Here is a 15439-nt window from a genome sequence, read left to right as displayed (position 1 = left end):
TGCTGACTGTCGCACGTCATTGCGAGGGTTTACCCGAAGCAATCCATTAATAATCAATACTCTGGATTGCTTCACTCCTGTTGGCTCCGCCGATTCTTCGAATTCGCAATGACGAAAAGGTCGACTGTTTACTGACTACTAACTACTGTTTACTGTAGAGGTTTGTTACTTTTTAGTTAAAAAGTTATGAGTTTTAAGTTTTAAGTTCCGAGCGCTCACTACTGACTACTGAAGAATTATGAATTAAACAATATATTAAATATTGATAACCAATTTGCCCGTAGGGCATCCATATCAATAGAAAAAACGTGCAATACAACAACAAATCCCCGGAGGGGATTCACGAATGAACAGGTGGATGCCCTACGGGCAACTTATGAGGGGATTAGGCTGTTTCCTATTGATATGCAAGCCCTACGGGCTATTAGAAGGTATAGCCTTGTTGACTGATAACTGATAACTGATAACTGATAACTGTTGACTGATAACTGTTGACTGATAATTGTTGACTGATAATTGTTGACTGTTGACTGATAACTTTTAGAAATCTTCACTAAAAAAGACTGACACAAACCGAATAAATATGTAATTTTGTCAGGTTTCGTTAAACATTACTGACTAAGCATATGGCAAAACCGGATATTCAACAAGTAAAACAACGCTTCGGTATCATCGGGAACAGTCCCGACCTGAACCGGGCTATAGATATTGCCCTCCAGGTCGCCCCCACCGATATGTCGGTGCTGGTGACAGGAGAGAGTGGCGTGGGTAAAGAAAACTTCCCGCAAATTATTCATCAGTTCAGCCACCGCAAACATGGGACATACATAGCTGTCAATTGCGGCTCTATACCCGAAGGTACCATTGACTCGGAGCTTTTCGGCCACGAAAAAGGCTCATTTACAGGAGCTACCGGTGAACGCAAGGGATATTTCGAAGTTGCGAACGGAGGCACTTTATTTTTGGACGAAGTAGGAGAATTACCGCTCTCTACGCAAGCCCGGTTGTTGCGTGTATTGGAAACCGGAGAATTTATAAAAGTAGGCTCGTCGAAAGTAGAGAAAACCGATGTACGTGTTGTCGCTGCTACTAATCTGGATATGATAACAGCAACCCGCAACGGTCGTTTCAGGGAAGATTTATATTATCGCCTGAATACTGTTCCAATACGAATTCCTGCGCTCAGAGAGAGGAAAGATGACATCCCTCTCCTATTCAGAAAATTCGCCGGCGACTGTGCTGAAAAATACAGCATGCCTCCTATCTCATTGACAGACGAAGCGCGCAGAATGCTGAAAGACTACTATTGGCCCGGAAATATCCGCCAATTGAAAAATATTACCGAACAAATATCTATTATAGAACAAAGTAGAGAAATTACAGCCGATATACTTAAATTATACCTCCCGGCTAACGAAGTAGGATTAGTGCCTATTGGCAATTTGAGTAACGATCAGAAGACATTCAACAATGAACGTGAGATTCTATATCAGGTGCTGTTCGATATGAAAAAAGACATGAACGAACTAAAGAAGATCGTCCACGACATTGTAGCCGGAAACCTAAAGGCTTCGGATATAGTTTCTGCTCCAATAATAAACAACGACCCCCCTCTTACGCCAATGGTCGTTAATCAAAATGAAAGGGCAGCTATTCCCTTAAAAGAAAACCTGCACACACCTGCCGATATTACAGAAGCAGATGTTATATACGACCCCGATTATGAAGAAGAAACCCTTTCGTTGCAGGATGTGGAGAAAGACATGATAATAAAAGCATTGGACCGTCACAACGGAAAACGAAAAAACGCCGCAAAAGACTTGAAAATATCGGAACGTACACTCTATCGTAAAATAAAAGAATATAATTTGGAAAATCTATGAAAAGAATAATCTCGCTTGTTATTTTATCCATAGCGATGGTGGCCTGCACGATCTCATATAAATTTAATGGATCGAATATCGACTATAAAGAAAATCCGACCATCAATATCCGTGATTTCCAGAATCAGGCACCACTCGTTTATCCGCCGCTAACGCAAACGTTTAACGAACGGATGAAGGACGTATTTGTACGAGGCACGAAGCTACAGCTAACCGATGTAAATCCGTCGATGGAGATAGAAGGCGAGATTGTCCGCTACGATCTGACTCCCCTATCTGTAAAAGAAAACAATCAGGGCATTAACCTGGCATCGGAAACCCGCCTGACCATGTCTGTGAAATTCCGTTTCCGTAATAATAAAAGACCGGAAGAAGATAAAGAAGAAACGATTTCGGCATACCGGGATTTTGCCAGCAGCAGAATGCTTACCGAGGTACAGGATCAGCTCATAGAAGAATTAAACAAAGATATTGTAGACCAGATATTCAATGCTACAATGGGCAATTGGTAAAGAATGGATATTCAACAGTTTTATCAGTTCATCAAAAAGGATGCTACTGCAAATAGGCAAGAAGCAGAATCGCTAAGAGAGCTTATCGAAGAATATCCATATTTTCAAGCTGCGATCTTTGCCTATTTAAAATCTTTGTACACTGACAGCGACAACGGCTATAAAAATGAGCTGGAACGGTTAAGTATCTCTATAAATGACCGGAGAGCTTTGTTTTATTATATATTCAGTGAAGAATATGATAGTTTCTTTGCCCAAACAAGTAAAAAAGAAATAAATGAAGATAAAACCAGCATATTGCTAAACGCATTTTTCGAATCTCGCGATGAAGAAACGTCTGATTTGGAATATAATATTTCTCACTCCAGCTTGGCTAGTACAGATTACCTCTCATACGCACAAAGTGAAGAGGCTTTAAAACTTACAGGGTGCACTTCAGGACAAGAAAATCAAGAAGAAACAATTAACCTGAAGCACCAAAGCATTATAGACTCTTTTATCAACAAATCGGAAGAAGGTGAAATCCGTATCCAGATCAAAGGAAAAGATAAATATGAGGAGGGTGAAGAAAGAAATGAGGGAGAAAATGAAGAAGAACTGACTGAAGACATATTTTTTACGGAAACTCTCGCCAAAATATATATAAAACAGAAAAAGTACGAGAAGGCGTATAAAATAATTAAACATTTAAGTTTGAATTATCCGAAAAAAAATATTTACTTTGCAGACCAATTGGGTTTTCTCGAAAAATTGATTATAAATACAAAACATAAAGATAAAAAATGATCGCGCTTGTTACCATATTAATTGTTATCGCTGCTATTGCTTTAGTGTTGATAGTTTTAGTACAAAACTCAAAAGGAGGAGGTCTGTCATCAGGATTTTCTTCATCAAATGCCATTATGGGCGTTCGCAAAACAACCGACTTCCTTGAAAAAACGACTTGGGGATTGGCTGGTTTCATTATGATAATGAGTATCGTATGTGTAATGATAAGACCTAAAGGCAGTATCAATGCACCTGCTACACAGATTGAAACTCAACAACCGGTTCCGGCAGGAACGCCGGATATGTCAACAAACATTCCTGCAAGCCAAGGGACTCAACAAACACCTGCAACAACACCTGAAAATTAATCAGGATTGAATAATACAGGAGCCTGCTGAAAATCAGCAGGCTTTTTTGTATATAAGGCATTAGATTCGTCTTGGTCTTTCATTATTTAGCAAAATATATTAGATTTGCATTAATATAAACTAGATATGGCAAAATACAACAGAATCCTTCTTAAACTGAGTGGAGAATCCCTAATGGGTGAACAACAATATGGCATAGACGAGAAACGTCTCAACGAATATGCTTCACAAATAAAAGCTGTAGCCGATATGGGTGTACAGATAAGCATTGTCATCGGCGGCGGCAATATTTTTAGGGGTTTGAGTGGAGCCTCCAAAGGATATGATCGTGTGAAAGGTGATCAAATGGGAATGTTGGCCACGGTCATAAACAGCCTTGCTCTAAGCTCCGCGCTGATAGCTATAGGTCAAAAATCACGCGTACTCACAGCTATACGCATGGAACCTATAGGAGAAATATATAGTAAATGGAAAGCAATAGAGTCTATGCAAAGTGGAGAGGTCGCAATCTTGTCGTGTGGAACAGGGAATCCGTTCTTTACGACCGACACAGGCTCATCATTACGCGGTATAGAAATAGAAGCGGATGTAATGCTGAAAGGTACACGTGTAGATGGAGTTTATACGGCAGACCCGGAAAAAGACCCTACTGCAACTAAATTCGAATCCATATCATACGATGAAGTCTACAAACGGGGCTTGAAAGTAATGGATCTGACAGCGACTGTTATGTGTAAGGAGAATAATTTACCGATCGTTGTCTTTGACATGGATACTCCAGGCAATCTGGAAAAGCTGATGAAAGGTGAAAATATCGGTACTTATGTGCATATGTAGTCAGTAGTCAGTAGTATATTGGAAATCTTTGAATCTTTGAATCTTTGAATCTTGAAATAATAAATCATACAAATATGGCAGCAGACCTAAAACAAATCGAACAAAAAGCAGAAGCTAAAATGCTGGCTTCCGTTGAATTTTTAGATGAAACCCTATCTCGCATTCGTGCCGGAAAAGCAAATCCTCATATTCTTGACGGCATCAAGCTAGACTATTATGGAACACTTACTCCGCTAAGTGGTGTTGCGGCTATCAATACCCCTGATGCCCGGACAATTATTGTTCAGCCATGGGAAAAACAAATGTTGAAAGACGTAGAGAAAGCTATCTTAAACTCAGATGTAGGTATTACTCCTGACAACAACGGAGAAATTATCCGCCTGTCGATTCCCCCGCTAACAGAAGAACGCCGTAAGCAACTGGTAAAGCAAGCAAAGCAAGAAGCCGAAGAAGCAAAAGTAAGCATCAGAAATGCCCGTCGCGATGCAATCGACTCCATCAAAAAAGCAGTAAAAGAAGGCGTTGCAGAAGACGTTGGGAAAGACGCCGAAAATGACATGCAGAAACTTCACGATAAGTACATCAAGAAGATAGATGACGTTTTTGTGGCAAAAGAAAAAGAAATATTGACTGTATAATTAGCCAATTTAAAGATTTGAAAATTAGCCAATTGAAGATTGTAAGATTTTTTTCATTGGCTAATTTTCAAATCTGGTAATTTTCAAATCAGTGAAAGGTCTGGTAATAAAAAATACAGGTAGCTGGTATCTAACCCGGACATACGACGGACGGGATGTAGAATGCAAGGTCAAAGGTAATTTTCGCCTCAAAGGCATACGTAGCACCAATCCGATAGCCGTTGGCGACAGGGTTGTCATTGTCGAAAACGAGGAAGGAACCGCACTTATCACAGAGATAGAAGATCGCAAAAACTATATTATCCGTAAATCCTCGAACCTGTCGAAACAATCCCATATCCTTGCTGCCAATATAGACCTTTGTTTCCTTATCGTAACCATAAACCATCCGGTTACATCGACCGTCTTTATAGATCGCTTTCTGGCGTCGGCCGAAGCCTATAGAGTTGCCGTAAATCTGATTTTCAACAAAACGGATATTTATACAAAAGAGGAAACCGAATACATGAATGCTATAATAGCCATGTACGAGTATATAGGTTATCCGAGTATAAAGATATCTGCTTTGAAAAATGAAGGTATGGTTACTTTACAAGAGAAAATAAAAAATAAAACCACGCTGTTTTCAGGTCACTCCGGCGTAGGTAAGTCTACATTGATAAACTCTCTGATACCTGATACTAACCTGAAAACAGGCGCTATATCGGACTATCACGGAAAAGGAATGCATACGACCACATTTTCGGAAATGATAGAACTGCCTCAGGGAGGTTTTATAATCGATACTCCCGGAATTAAAGGCTTTGGCACTGTGGATATGGAAAAAGAAGAAATCTTTCATTTCTTTCCCGATATTTTTAAGTTCTCTAAAGATTGCCGGTTTAATAACTGTATTCATATCAATGAACCGGATTGCGCTGTCCGCAATGCTGTAGAACAACACTATATCAGTGAAAGCCGGTACAAGTCATACTTGAGTATGATGGAGGAAGAGGAAGACGAGAAATACCGCAAATAGCTTTAATGCAAATTTTTTAACTAAAAAGTAACAAACCTCTACAGTCATCAGTCATCAGTCAACAATTATCAGTCAACAGTTATCAGTTATCAGTCAACAAGGCTATACCTTCTAATAGCCCGTAGGGCTTGCATATCAATAGGAAACAGCCTAATCCCCTCATAAGTTGCCCGTAGGGCATCCACCTGTCCATTCGTGAATCCCCTCCGGGGATTTGTTGTTGTATTGCACGTTTTTTCTATTAATATGGATGCCCTACGGGCAAATTGGTTATCAATATTTAATATATTGTTTAATTCATAATTCTTCAGTAGTCAGTAGTGAGCGCTCGGAACTTAAAACTTAAAACTCGTATCTTTTTAACTAAAATGTAACAAACTCCACAGTGAACAGTAGTTAGTAGTTAGTCAACAAGGCCTTTTCGTCATTGCGAATTGAAAATCGGCGGAGCCAACAGGAGTGAAGCAATCCAGAGTATTGACTATTAATGGATTGCTTCGGGTAAACCCTCGCAATGACGTGCGACAGTCAACAGCCAACAACTCGTACCTCGTATCTCGTCTACTCATAACTTTTAACTAAAATGTAACAAACTCCACACTCATTTTCTAATTCGCTAATTTTCTCATTTGCTAATTCTCAAATTGAAAATTCCTCCCGGCCACTATGAACGATCGAAATATCCTCTTGCTCCATACCCATTTTTTGCAAATTAGCCTTGAGCATCCCGACAGAGCCCGCATCCGGTACCCGTATCTCTAACTTTGTCGATGGAAACCGCTGTTCTTCAGCATTCTTACGCTCGCTGCGTTCCAATACCCACTGGATAGCCCGCAGGTCGGGAGGGTATTGCTTATGCTTTACCACACGGGACTTTTCCACTTCCTCAGACGGATTATGACGCGATGGCTCGTAAGTAATCCTTTCTTCAGTAACCATATAACCTTCAAGCCGCTGCTTCAACGAAATCCGGGCCGTTTTCACCAGCAATTCGTCGCAACGGTCTGCCGCGTCCTCCACTGCCTTGCGGAAATCCGGCTTCCCGTTTTTCCACTCATAGAATGTCTTCCTGTCGATTCCTACAGCATCACAAATTTCCGATACGGTATACATATCAGTTTCCATAAGCCTCACGATACGCTTTACTAACTTGTCCGAATATTTCATACGTAAATAAAATTTAAAAATTTAAGGATTTAAAGATTCAATTATTTCCAGTACACTACCCTCTACTTACTACTCATCTGCTGGCGCGGACTTCTAGTCCGTGTCTTGCTTGATAGAGCAAAATGTTTGCTACGCAACACACAGACGAGACGTCTGCGCGAGCGGGGGTCCGAATATTTCATACGTAAATAAGATTTAAAAATTTAAAGATTTAAAGATTCAATTATTTCCAGTACAGTACACTACCCTCTACTTACTACTTACTACTTACTACTTACTACTTACTACTTACTACTTACTACTTACTACTCACTACTCACTACTTACTACTTACTACTTACTACTTACTACTTACTACTTACTACTTACTACTTACTACTTACTACTCACTACTCACTACTCACTACTCACTACTTACTACTTACTACTTACTACCCACTACTTACTACTTACTACTTACTACTTACTACTTACTACCCACTACTTACTACTCACTACTCACTACTTACTACTTACTACTTACTACTTACTACTTACTACTCCCCCCCTGTATAGATAAATCCGGGATTATAACACTGAGTTACACAGAGAAGACACTGAGAAACACGGAGTTTTTTTAGTCTCAGTGAACCTCAGTGCCTTCTCAGTGGTACTCAGTGTTTAAAAATTGAGCGCGGGGAGGCTGTGTCAAAAGATGGAGTTGCCGTCATTGGTAACGAAGTGAAGCAATCCAGAGTATTGATTATTAATGTATTGCTTCGGGCAAACCCTCGCAATGACGAGAGTTTTACCTTTTGAGACAGCCCTTCTTTTATTATAAAAACTCTTCCGGCAGGTTTATCAGATATAATTTATTACTGGCACGTGTAATCGCGGTATAGAGCCATCGATAGAAATTTGTCCCTAAATGTTCCTGAGATATATAGCCCAGGTCGAGAAACACATTCGCCCATTCCCCACCCTGCGCTTTATGGCAAGTCACGGCATATGCGAATTTTACTTGTACGGCATTATAAAACGGGTCTGCCTTTATTTTCTTCATCCTTTCAGGCTTCGTAGGAATATCCGCGTAATCTTCAAGAATATTTAAGAATAGTTCCTGCGAACGTTCCCTGGTCAGTCCGGCAGCATCGGAATAGAGAGTATCCATCAATATTTTGATCTCCAATTCCATATCATAATCCATACTCCTTACCAACACATCGCAAAACTTAAAACCATAAAGTTGCCGTTCGCTACGTACACGTAACACCTCGACAATCTCCCCATTGGCAAGGAAATCTATCCCTTCAATTTTTTCTGTCCAATAATAATTGTTCTTTGTTATCATCAACATATCGCCTGTCGACAATTCTTCTTCGCGATACAAAATCCGGTTTCGTACACCTTGATTATATACATTCGATCGCTTGTTCGACCGCGATATTATCATCGTATTCTCTAATCCATCCCTATCGTAAGCCGATGAAATTTCATCTATCAGGTCTTCACCCGATATTTTTACAATATCCGGGAACTTTCCCAGAGTCAGTTTTGGATAATCTTCTGTTTCACCACTATTCAATATATCGCGTATATTCGTCGCGTTGAATAATATACCTGAACTCTCTGCTTGCCGTACAATTTGCGACAACATAGCATCCCTTACCTCTAAGCCATAGCCTTCCAACACAGAAACCTGCAAAGCCGGGCTATCGTCCTCCCCAACAGGTGGCAACTGAGCAGAATCTCCTATCAGCAGCAGGCGGCAATTTTCACCGGAATATACATAGTGAATAAGATCATCGAGCAAACAGCCTGTCCCGAATACCGAATCGCCTCCGATATTACTGATCATGGACGCTTCGTCTACTATAAAGAGCGTATCCTTATAGAGATTATCCATCAGTCCAAAACTTCCAAAGTCACCGGAGAACCGTTGTTGCCTGTATATTTTTTTATGAATGGTAAAAGCGGAATGATTTGCATAGGATGAAAAAACCTTTGCAGCCCGCCCTGTGGGAGCCAGTAACACGGTTTTTTGCTTAAACTCTGTCATTGTTTTAACCAGCGCCCCTAGCAAGGATGATTTACCCGTACCGGCATACCCTTTTAATAAAAAAAGGGACTCTTCTTTCTGCAAAAACAGAAAATCAACAATCTTGTCAAGAGCTGATTCTTGTTCCGGGGTCAACTCAAAAGGAAAGTTGGTTTTTATTTTTTCTTTAAAGAAATTACTGATCATAATGGGTTAAAAGACGAATTGACTATCAAAAGTAGTGGATAAAAATATCTTTTTCTAACTTTGTACGCAGAAAATCAAGAATATGTTCTTACCCGAAAATATAGACCTTGGCCGGTCAGAGAAATATATCCTAACCATTCGCGTCAAAACGAACGGCTTTATGTTCTCTATATCCGACCCTAACGCCGGAAAGAGTTTTTGCCTGCGGGAAACCACGTTTTCGGCTAACGACAACTATCTGGATAATATTCAACGAATTGTTTTCGATCTGAATTTTCTCACCCAACGATTCAGAAAAACAAATGTCATATTTGTCTCAAAAGATTATGACCTGGTTCCGGCTTCATATTTTGGGAATAAAGAGAAGGAAACTTTATACAACTTCACCCATGTCGATAAAGTAAGCCATCTATCATCGGGTTTGATAGAGAGCCAGGATATTGTCGCGCTATTCAATATCGACCGGAAAGTTTTCGAGTTCCTTTCCAGAAATCTGTGGACTCCTCAATTTTATCATCACGCCAATCTCCTGGTTAATCTCTTTGAAAAAAGAGGGGGGAATGAAAATGCGGCGAGAATGCATCTTAACTTCCATGATGAATTTATGGATATTATTTGTTTCTCGAATGGGAAGTTGCTTCATTGCCTTTCATACGAAAACGAACCTGTTAACAATCAACTCTACTTCATCCTTAAATTATGGGAACGGTATGAGCTGGATCAGCTAAAAGACTTTCTTTATATATCGGGGAACGCGGATAAGTTTATTATCAGCCGTTTGCATGATTATATTAAGAACGTAGAATTTGTCAACGCCCCAAGTGAAATACATTTTTGGAGCGAGGACGCGCGGAAAGCTCCTCTCGATTTACTATCTTTGATATTATGAGAATAATAAGCGGAAAGTATAAAGGCCGTAGATTCGACCCACCCAAAAGCTTTAAAGCAAGGCCGACAACCGATATGGCCAAAGAGAGCCTTTTTAATGTACTGAATAACGATATAGACTGGGAGGAAACCTCAGCTCTGGACTTATTTGGCGGAACAGGAGGAATCAGCTTTGAGCTAATATCCAGAGGATGCCCGCGTGTCGTCTGTGTAGAAAAAAATTTCAATCATTCGACATTCATTGAAAAAACCAAAGGAGAATTAAAGATACAATCGGAAATGGCTTTACTCAAAATGGATGTATTCAGCTATCTGGAACACTGCAAAGAACAATTTGACCTTATTTTTGCTGACCCACCATATGATCTGAAAAATTTTGAAGAAGTACCTCATTTAATCTTCGGGAAAGACCTGATAAAACCGGAAGGAATTTTTATTCTGGAACATCCGAGAGACTACGATTTTTCGAATCTGCCGCTGTTTGAAAGTAAAAGAGTATATGGCAGTGTAAATTTCAGCATATTCAGGAAATAGCGATTTGTAAAGGATAGGCAATCTATATAAAAAAGAAAAGGTTGTCATCCCGATGTCCCGTATTCTATATCTCCGGGCGTGCCAGCCAGGTCGTCAGGATACGCATCAAACCCGGATGCCTGCGTTGGCAACTGATAGCCGTGTTCGTCATATGCTTGCCTTTACTTTATATTGTGGCTATGCTTTTTTTACTCTGTAAATATGCTGACAGTATTGAATACAAAACAGCAAAAAGATGATTTATATTTATAAGAGGAGGAGAGCCACCAAAGGTGCCTGTTTCGTTCTGCCGAACAATGATAATCCACTTTCGCGTTTTCTGACAAGTAGTTTAACAAGGCTTCGGGTATGACACCTGATAATTGTTCGATGTCTATTTTGTGGTTTTAAAATATTGTCATAATTATTTGATTATCAAAGTATAAAAATAATCAAAATAGGTCAAACAGACAAATGCAATTAATTGAATTTCAAAGAAATAAATATAAAAAAAGGGCTGGAATTTCTTCCGACCTCTCGTGCCGCATCTGCCCGCTTTTCATAGTACATGACAAAAAATATTTTACATACATTTAAAAGACTTATTATGTTGCCCTTACAGGGCACGGTTCCCTAGTCTGTCATCTCCCCGGGGTGTTACCCCGGGCTGGAATATATCAGGCCTTCAGCCTGTTTCTTTCCACGATGCCCTGAAGGGGCTACATAATATAGCCCAATGGCAACGCCTTGGGTGGGAAAACGAAATCCCCCGAAACCGCGCCCTGTAAGGGCAATATAAGATTTTGCAATATTTTTTGTCATGTACTATGCCGCTTTTTTATTTCCTGATGCAACCATCAAGAGCAGGATCCGGATCCGGGGTGATACTTACAACAGGAAGATCAGTACTAAAGGCATCGTTCAGGTTGGCAACCTCAGCCCCAAGCACAATTACATCTGAACCCTTGATGTCCAGCGTAAAAGTATACTGGCAGCCTGCCTCGAACGCAATAGGTTTCTGTCTTGCCGGATCAAGCGGATCGACAACAGGAAGGAAGATCGCAGTCCTATCGGTTGCATCGACCTGACATATACTTTATCTGGTATTTGTGTAACGTAAGTTCTCCGTGGAGGATTGAGAGGGCTTTTTCAATACTTCTAAGAGCTAACGGCTAACAACTATATACATAGATAAACTTTTACCAAAAAGATGAAGACGATACCAGAGCCGTCTTCATCTTATCCTAAAAACAAATTAACATAATTGTTACAGACTTGTTTTTTCTGCCTCTCAATTTGGTTATAAGTTTTATCAGGCTTTCTCTACCCAGATAGGAGAACTCCACGCCCATTGGTTATCTCTTTGCCGAACCCGGATATAATAGTAATCCGTATCTTTTTCAGGCTTATCATCTGTCATAAAATGTTCAAATACAAATGCCGAGACGGGAATTGCCCTGTGGGACTGGATAGCTTCGCTCAGCCATCCATTCATAAAATGGGTTTTTGTACCTACAAACAACTCATTGAGTGTGTATTCAAGACGCTGACCGTTGAAGTCGAGCATCAGTTTACCCCATTTTGGCATCGTTATATCCATTATTACTGCCTGGGTAGATGCAGTGGTGGTATTTGGGTTTTTGGTTGAATACATTTCCAGTTGCACACCTTTTTCATTTTTCTGAAGTATGCGGTTAACCAATGTCGGGCTTTCTTTGATGCCTTTCATCGGGGCTGTATAAGGTGCTCCCCTAAAACAAGGAGTAACTTCGTTTACTGTGCCTTCGCTTACTTTGATAGTTCCTTCCCATTTCACAGGTTCGTCAAAACGGTTCCATCCGAATTCGAACTTAACCTTAGCCCTCACCATATCCTCTGACGGCATTAACGGAATAAGTGGTCCGCTGATACGCCCAATTGTTTGTCCGTTTTTTACGATATCAATGTAGTCAATCGCACTTTCTCCTATCACATTTAAGTAGATATGGCGTTTGTTTCCTCTGATTACATCTCCCATCGTCGCATCATTGATACGGAAATCAATTATTATCTTGTCGCCTGTGGCACAACAGACTTTCCTGTTCTTAAGAGCATTCCAGATGGCCTCCCGTGTCAGTTCAGTAGCCAATATCCCGATACGGCCGTCACCATAACTGCCCGGATAACCTGCATGCTGGTCGGTAGAGCCCATTATTCCGAATTTGTGTCCCTGATTCAGTCCGTACATAATAGTTCCTTCCCAGTGACGGGGTCCCATATCATGCAGATAAGGATAATCTCCAAGATCACTTTCTGCTAATCCGTGACGTGAATACATTTCCACAAAAGGAGTTTGGTCTCCTTCCGAAAAATGTTTCCAATTATACCCTCTATACCCTTCCTGGTACCCCATGTGATGCGGAGTGATGAAGGTCTTCGTCTCTTTCAGTTTCTGTTTAAGGTCTTCCACAGAAGTACATTCTACCAGTGGAGCATTCAGGTCGTAATTCAATACCACATGATCTCCATGTTCCATACTGTGGCATTCGTATGTGAGGAATGTAAGGAACTCCCTTTCCTTATTATAATCATTGGTCATTTTCACATATTTATCCCATCCTCCGGCACGCAAACGGCGGAATGCACTTTCGTGATATTCAATAACCCATTCGAGGCGCAGGTCGTTCTTTCCCGGAATATCTGGCCACATGGCATGCGGGGTAACTGACACAAAATCCAGTTGCTGTCTGGCTGCTTCGAAGGCTTCCTGCATTCCACCATGACCATAAGTAAGGTTACAATGGTTATGAATGTCGCCCCAATATACTTTTAGTTTACTATCATTAGCTAAGGTTTGTCTGAAATTCTTATTGGACATCGCTTTTGCTGTATTTTGTAAAACACTACCTCCAGCGGCTATTCCTGCCAGGGTAATCCCTGCACTTCCTATGAATCTACGTCTGTTCATAATTATATTGGTATTAATTTTTTATTGTTATTGGGGTACATCAACTTTAAAAGCTGACAAACTTTATGCATTTTATATGTTTTATTTACTTACCACCAATTAATCCAATGAGTTATCGGCTATTGGCTGATGTTGTCTTTATATAATTTACGGTTATGGATCAGAATATCCGTTAGTTCCTGTTGCAGTTCCGCATACTCGGCCTGTCCATAGAGATTGTTCATCTCTTTCGGATCGTTTTGCAGGTCATACATCTCCCATTCGTCTATATCGTTGTAGAAATGGATTAATTTATACCTGTCTGTCCGTATTCCATAATGCCTTTTCACACTATGTTCGGCGGGATATTCAAAATAATGATAGTAAACCGATTTTCTCCAGTCCTCTGGCGCCTGTCCCCTATGTGACAAAACAGGTAATAGCGACTTGCCTTGTATCCCTGAAGGGATGCCGACACCTGCAATCTCAAGAAACGTAGGCGCAAAATCCACATTCATGCTCATTGCCGAAGTAGCGCTTCCTGCTTCTATTATTTTAGGATAGCGCATGACGAGAGGCATTCGCTGACATTCTTCGTACATGAAACGCTTATCGAAAAAACCGTGTTCGCCTAAGAAGAATCCCTGATCGGATGTGTAAATTATGATTGTATTATCCAGCTCTCCTATTTCTTCCAAGTATTTCAATATTCTGCCAATGCTTTCATCTACCGCTAAGGTAGTCGCCAGATAGTCGCGCATATATTGCTGGTATTTCCAACAGGTAAGTTCCTTGCCTGTCATATTCCGGCTACGGTACTCCGCTATCCTTCCGGCATACACTTTATTCCATTTATCCTTTGCCGACTGCGGCATACGGTCATATACAGCTTTGAAACGCTTATCCGGAAAATCTTCTTTTTCTAGTTCTTTCGCAGTGCCCAATTTCAGATCCCAATAATTCGTCAAAGTTTTGGCAATCGACATATCTTGTTCTTTAGGAGCCACGCTACGGGTTTTATAATCGTCGAAAAGATTATCTGGTTCGGAAAATACAGAATCGTTAAAAACACCCAAATGTCTTTCCGCCGGCATCCAGTTGCGGTGTGGCGCCTTATGATGTACCATCAAAACAAAAGGCTTGGAAGTATCCCTGTCTTTGATATAATGAATCGCCTTGTCAGTAATTATATCGGTTACATATCCTTGTTCCTGAATGGACTGCCCGTTCTCTATAAAATCCGGATTGTAATAATCGCCTTGTTCGTGTTGTCCTGAGAGGATACTCCAGAAATCGAAACCTCGCGGTTCGGAAATCAAATGCCACTTGCCGATGATAGCTGTCTGATACCCGTTTTGTTGTAATAACATAGGGAAAGTCTCCTGGCTACCGTCAAAAGTTTTGGCATTATCGGTAAATCCGTTTATATGACCGAATTTTCCGGTCAGTATGCATGCCCGTGAAGGACCGGATAATGCATTTGTAGCGTAGCAGTTATCGAAACGGATTCCTTCATTGGCAATGCGATCGATATTCGGAGTCTCAACAAGTTTTCCACCATATACGCTAATCGCCTGTGTCGTATGGTCGTCCGTCATTATGAACAAGATATTCGGCTTTTTTTGTTCCTGTGGTTTTTCTTTACAGGCGACAAAAGCTAAGGGAACAAATAAAAGAAATGGATTATATGGTTTCAT

Annotated in this window: 14 protein-coding genes; 9 read left to right on the top strand and 5 right to left on the bottom strand. The window is 40.5% G+C overall.

What is annotated here, in order from left to right:
- Positions 1 to 626 precede the first annotated feature (626 nt).
- The 7 genes from ACYPZI_RS03865 to rsgA all read left to right on the top strand — a co-directional run bounded on the left by ACYPZI_RS03865 (position 627) and on the right by rsgA (position 6024).
- Complete coding sequence (locus ACYPZI_RS03865) at positions 627 to 1883, top strand: sigma-54 interaction domain-containing protein (protein WP_459598783.1); 1257 nt, start codon at positions 627 to 629, stop codon at positions 1881 to 1883.
- A complete protein-coding gene (gene lptE, locus ACYPZI_RS03860; RefSeq protein ID WP_459598781.1) occupies positions 1880 to 2395 on the top strand; it encodes an LPS assembly lipoprotein LptE in 516 nt (171 codons plus the stop codon). Before ACYPZI_RS03865 ends, lptE begins: the two co-directional genes overlap by 4 nt.
- Positions 2396 to 2398: 3 nt before the next feature.
- Positions 2399 to 3181 (top strand): hypothetical protein, encoded by a 783-nt coding sequence (locus ACYPZI_RS03855; RefSeq protein ID WP_459598779.1) that lies wholly within the window; start codon positions 2399 to 2401, stop codon positions 3179 to 3181.
- Positions 3178 to 3531 (top strand): preprotein translocase subunit SecG, encoded by a 354-nt coding sequence (secG, locus tag ACYPZI_RS03850; protein WP_459598777.1) that lies wholly within the window; start codon positions 3178 to 3180, stop codon positions 3529 to 3531. Before ACYPZI_RS03855 ends, secG begins: the two co-directional genes overlap by 4 nt.
- 126 nt (positions 3532 to 3657) lie before the next feature.
- Entirely contained in the window at positions 3658 to 4368 is a 711-nt protein-coding gene (gene pyrH, locus ACYPZI_RS03845) for a UMP kinase (protein WP_459598775.1), read from the top strand.
- A 74-nt stretch (positions 4369 to 4442) separates the two neighbouring features.
- The gene (gene frr, locus ACYPZI_RS03840) at positions 4443 to 5006 is read left to right on the top strand and encodes a ribosome recycling factor (protein ID WP_459598773.1); all 564 of its coding nucleotides are present in this window, start codon (positions 4443 to 4445) and stop codon (positions 5004 to 5006) included.
- 91 nt (positions 5007 to 5097) lie between these two features.
- The gene (rsgA, locus tag ACYPZI_RS03835) at positions 5098 to 6024 is read left to right on the top strand and encodes a ribosome small subunit-dependent GTPase A (protein WP_459598771.1); all 927 of its coding nucleotides are present in this window, start codon (positions 5098 to 5100) and stop codon (positions 6022 to 6024) included.
- Positions 6025 to 6663: 639 nt separating this feature from the next.
- Here rsgA and ACYPZI_RS03830 read toward each other — a convergent pair.
- Positions 6664 to 7191 carry a phBC6A51 family helix-turn-helix protein gene (locus ACYPZI_RS03830; protein WP_459598769.1) on the bottom strand — a complete coding sequence of 176 codons (528 nt, stop codon included), beginning with the start codon at positions 7189 to 7191 and terminating at the stop codon, positions 6664 to 6666.
- An 814-nt stretch (positions 7192 to 8005) separates the two neighbouring features.
- Positions 8006 to 9415, bottom strand: coding sequence for an ATP-dependent DNA helicase (locus ACYPZI_RS03825; RefSeq protein ID WP_459598767.1), 1410 nt, complete (start codon positions 9413 to 9415; stop codon positions 8006 to 8008).
- Between the two features lie 82 nt (positions 9416 to 9497).
- Here ACYPZI_RS03825 and ACYPZI_RS03820 point away from each other — a divergent pair, with 82 nt between their 5' ends.
- On the top strand, positions 9498 to 10304 hold the full coding sequence (locus tag ACYPZI_RS03820; protein ID WP_459598765.1) for a DUF3822 family protein: 807 nt from the start codon (positions 9498 to 9500) through the stop codon (positions 10302 to 10304).
- Positions 10301 to 10837, top strand: a complete 537-nt coding sequence (locus ACYPZI_RS03815) for an RsmD family RNA methyltransferase (protein ID WP_459598763.1) — start codon at positions 10301 to 10303, stop codon at positions 10835 to 10837. The genes ACYPZI_RS03820 and ACYPZI_RS03815 overlap by 4 nt, the downstream gene beginning before the upstream one ends.
- Before the next feature lie 636 nt (positions 10838 to 11473).
- On the opposite strand, the gene ACYPZI_RS03810 is transcribed toward ACYPZI_RS03815, so the two are convergent.
- From ACYPZI_RS03810 to ACYPZI_RS03800, 3 genes are all read right to left on the bottom strand, one after another.
- Positions 11474 to 11638: a hypothetical protein gene (locus ACYPZI_RS03810; RefSeq protein ID WP_459598761.1), complete on the bottom strand. Its 165-nt coding sequence runs from the start codon at positions 11636 to 11638 to the stop codon at positions 11474 to 11476.
- Positions 11639 to 12128: 490 nt separating this feature from the next.
- A complete protein-coding gene (locus ACYPZI_RS03805; RefSeq protein ID WP_459598759.1) occupies positions 12129 to 13763 on the bottom strand; it encodes a CehA/McbA family metallohydrolase domain-containing protein in 1635 nt (544 codons plus the stop codon).
- A gap of 119 nt (positions 13764 to 13882) precedes the next feature.
- Positions 13883 to 15439, bottom strand: coding sequence for a sulfatase family protein (locus ACYPZI_RS03800; protein ID WP_459598757.1), 1557 nt, complete (start codon positions 15437 to 15439; stop codon positions 13883 to 13885).

This window comes from Dysgonomonas reticulitermitis (assembly GCF_054601275.1).
The sequence above is the reverse complement of the archived record's forward strand: the minus strand, read 5'-3'. Positions and strand labels throughout refer to the sequence as shown.

What these genes read in the sequence shown, in the direction of transcription:
- ACYPZI_RS03865 (WP_459598783.1), top strand. Translation starts at nt 627, where the DNA reads ATGGCAAAACCGGATATTCAACAAGTAAAACAACGCTTCGGTATCATC.
- lptE (WP_459598781.1), top strand. Translation starts at nt 1,880, where the DNA reads ATGAAAAGAATAATCTCGCTTGTTATTTTATCCATAGCGATGGTGGCC.
- ACYPZI_RS03855 (WP_459598779.1), top strand. Translation starts at nt 2,399, where the DNA reads ATGGATATTCAACAGTTTTATCAGTTCATCAAAAAGGATGCTACTGCA.
- secG (WP_459598777.1), top strand. Translation starts at nt 3,178, where the DNA reads ATGATCGCGCTTGTTACCATATTAATTGTTATCGCTGCTATTGCTTTA.
- pyrH (WP_459598775.1), top strand. Translation starts at nt 3,658, where the DNA reads ATGGCAAAATACAACAGAATCCTTCTTAAACTGAGTGGAGAATCCCTA.
- frr (WP_459598773.1), top strand. Translation starts at nt 4,443, where the DNA reads ATGGCAGCAGACCTAAAACAAATCGAACAAAAAGCAGAAGCTAAAATG.
- ACYPZI_RS03830 (WP_459598769.1), bottom strand. Translation starts at nt 7,191, where the DNA reads ATGAAATATTCGGACAAGTTAGTAAAGCGTATCGTGAGGCTTATGGAA.
- ACYPZI_RS03825 (WP_459598767.1), bottom strand. Translation starts at nt 9,415, where the DNA reads ATGATCAGTAATTTCTTTAAAGAAAAAATAAAAACCAACTTTCCTTTT.
- ACYPZI_RS03820 (WP_459598765.1), top strand. Translation starts at nt 9,498, where the DNA reads ATGTTCTTACCCGAAAATATAGACCTTGGCCGGTCAGAGAAATATATC.
- ACYPZI_RS03815 (WP_459598763.1), top strand. Translation starts at nt 10,301, where the DNA reads ATGAGAATAATAAGCGGAAAGTATAAAGGCCGTAGATTCGACCCACCC.
- ACYPZI_RS03810 (WP_459598761.1), bottom strand. Translation starts at nt 11,638, where the DNA reads ATGACAAAAAATATTGCAAAATCTTATATTGCCCTTACAGGGCGCGGT.
- ACYPZI_RS03805 (WP_459598759.1), bottom strand. Translation starts at nt 13,763, where the DNA reads ATGAACAGACGTAGATTCATAGGAAGTGCAGGGATTACCCTGGCAGGA.
- ACYPZI_RS03800 (WP_459598757.1), bottom strand. Translation starts at nt 15,439, where the DNA reads ATGAAACCATATAATCCATTTCTTTTATTTGTTCCCTTAGCTTTTGTC.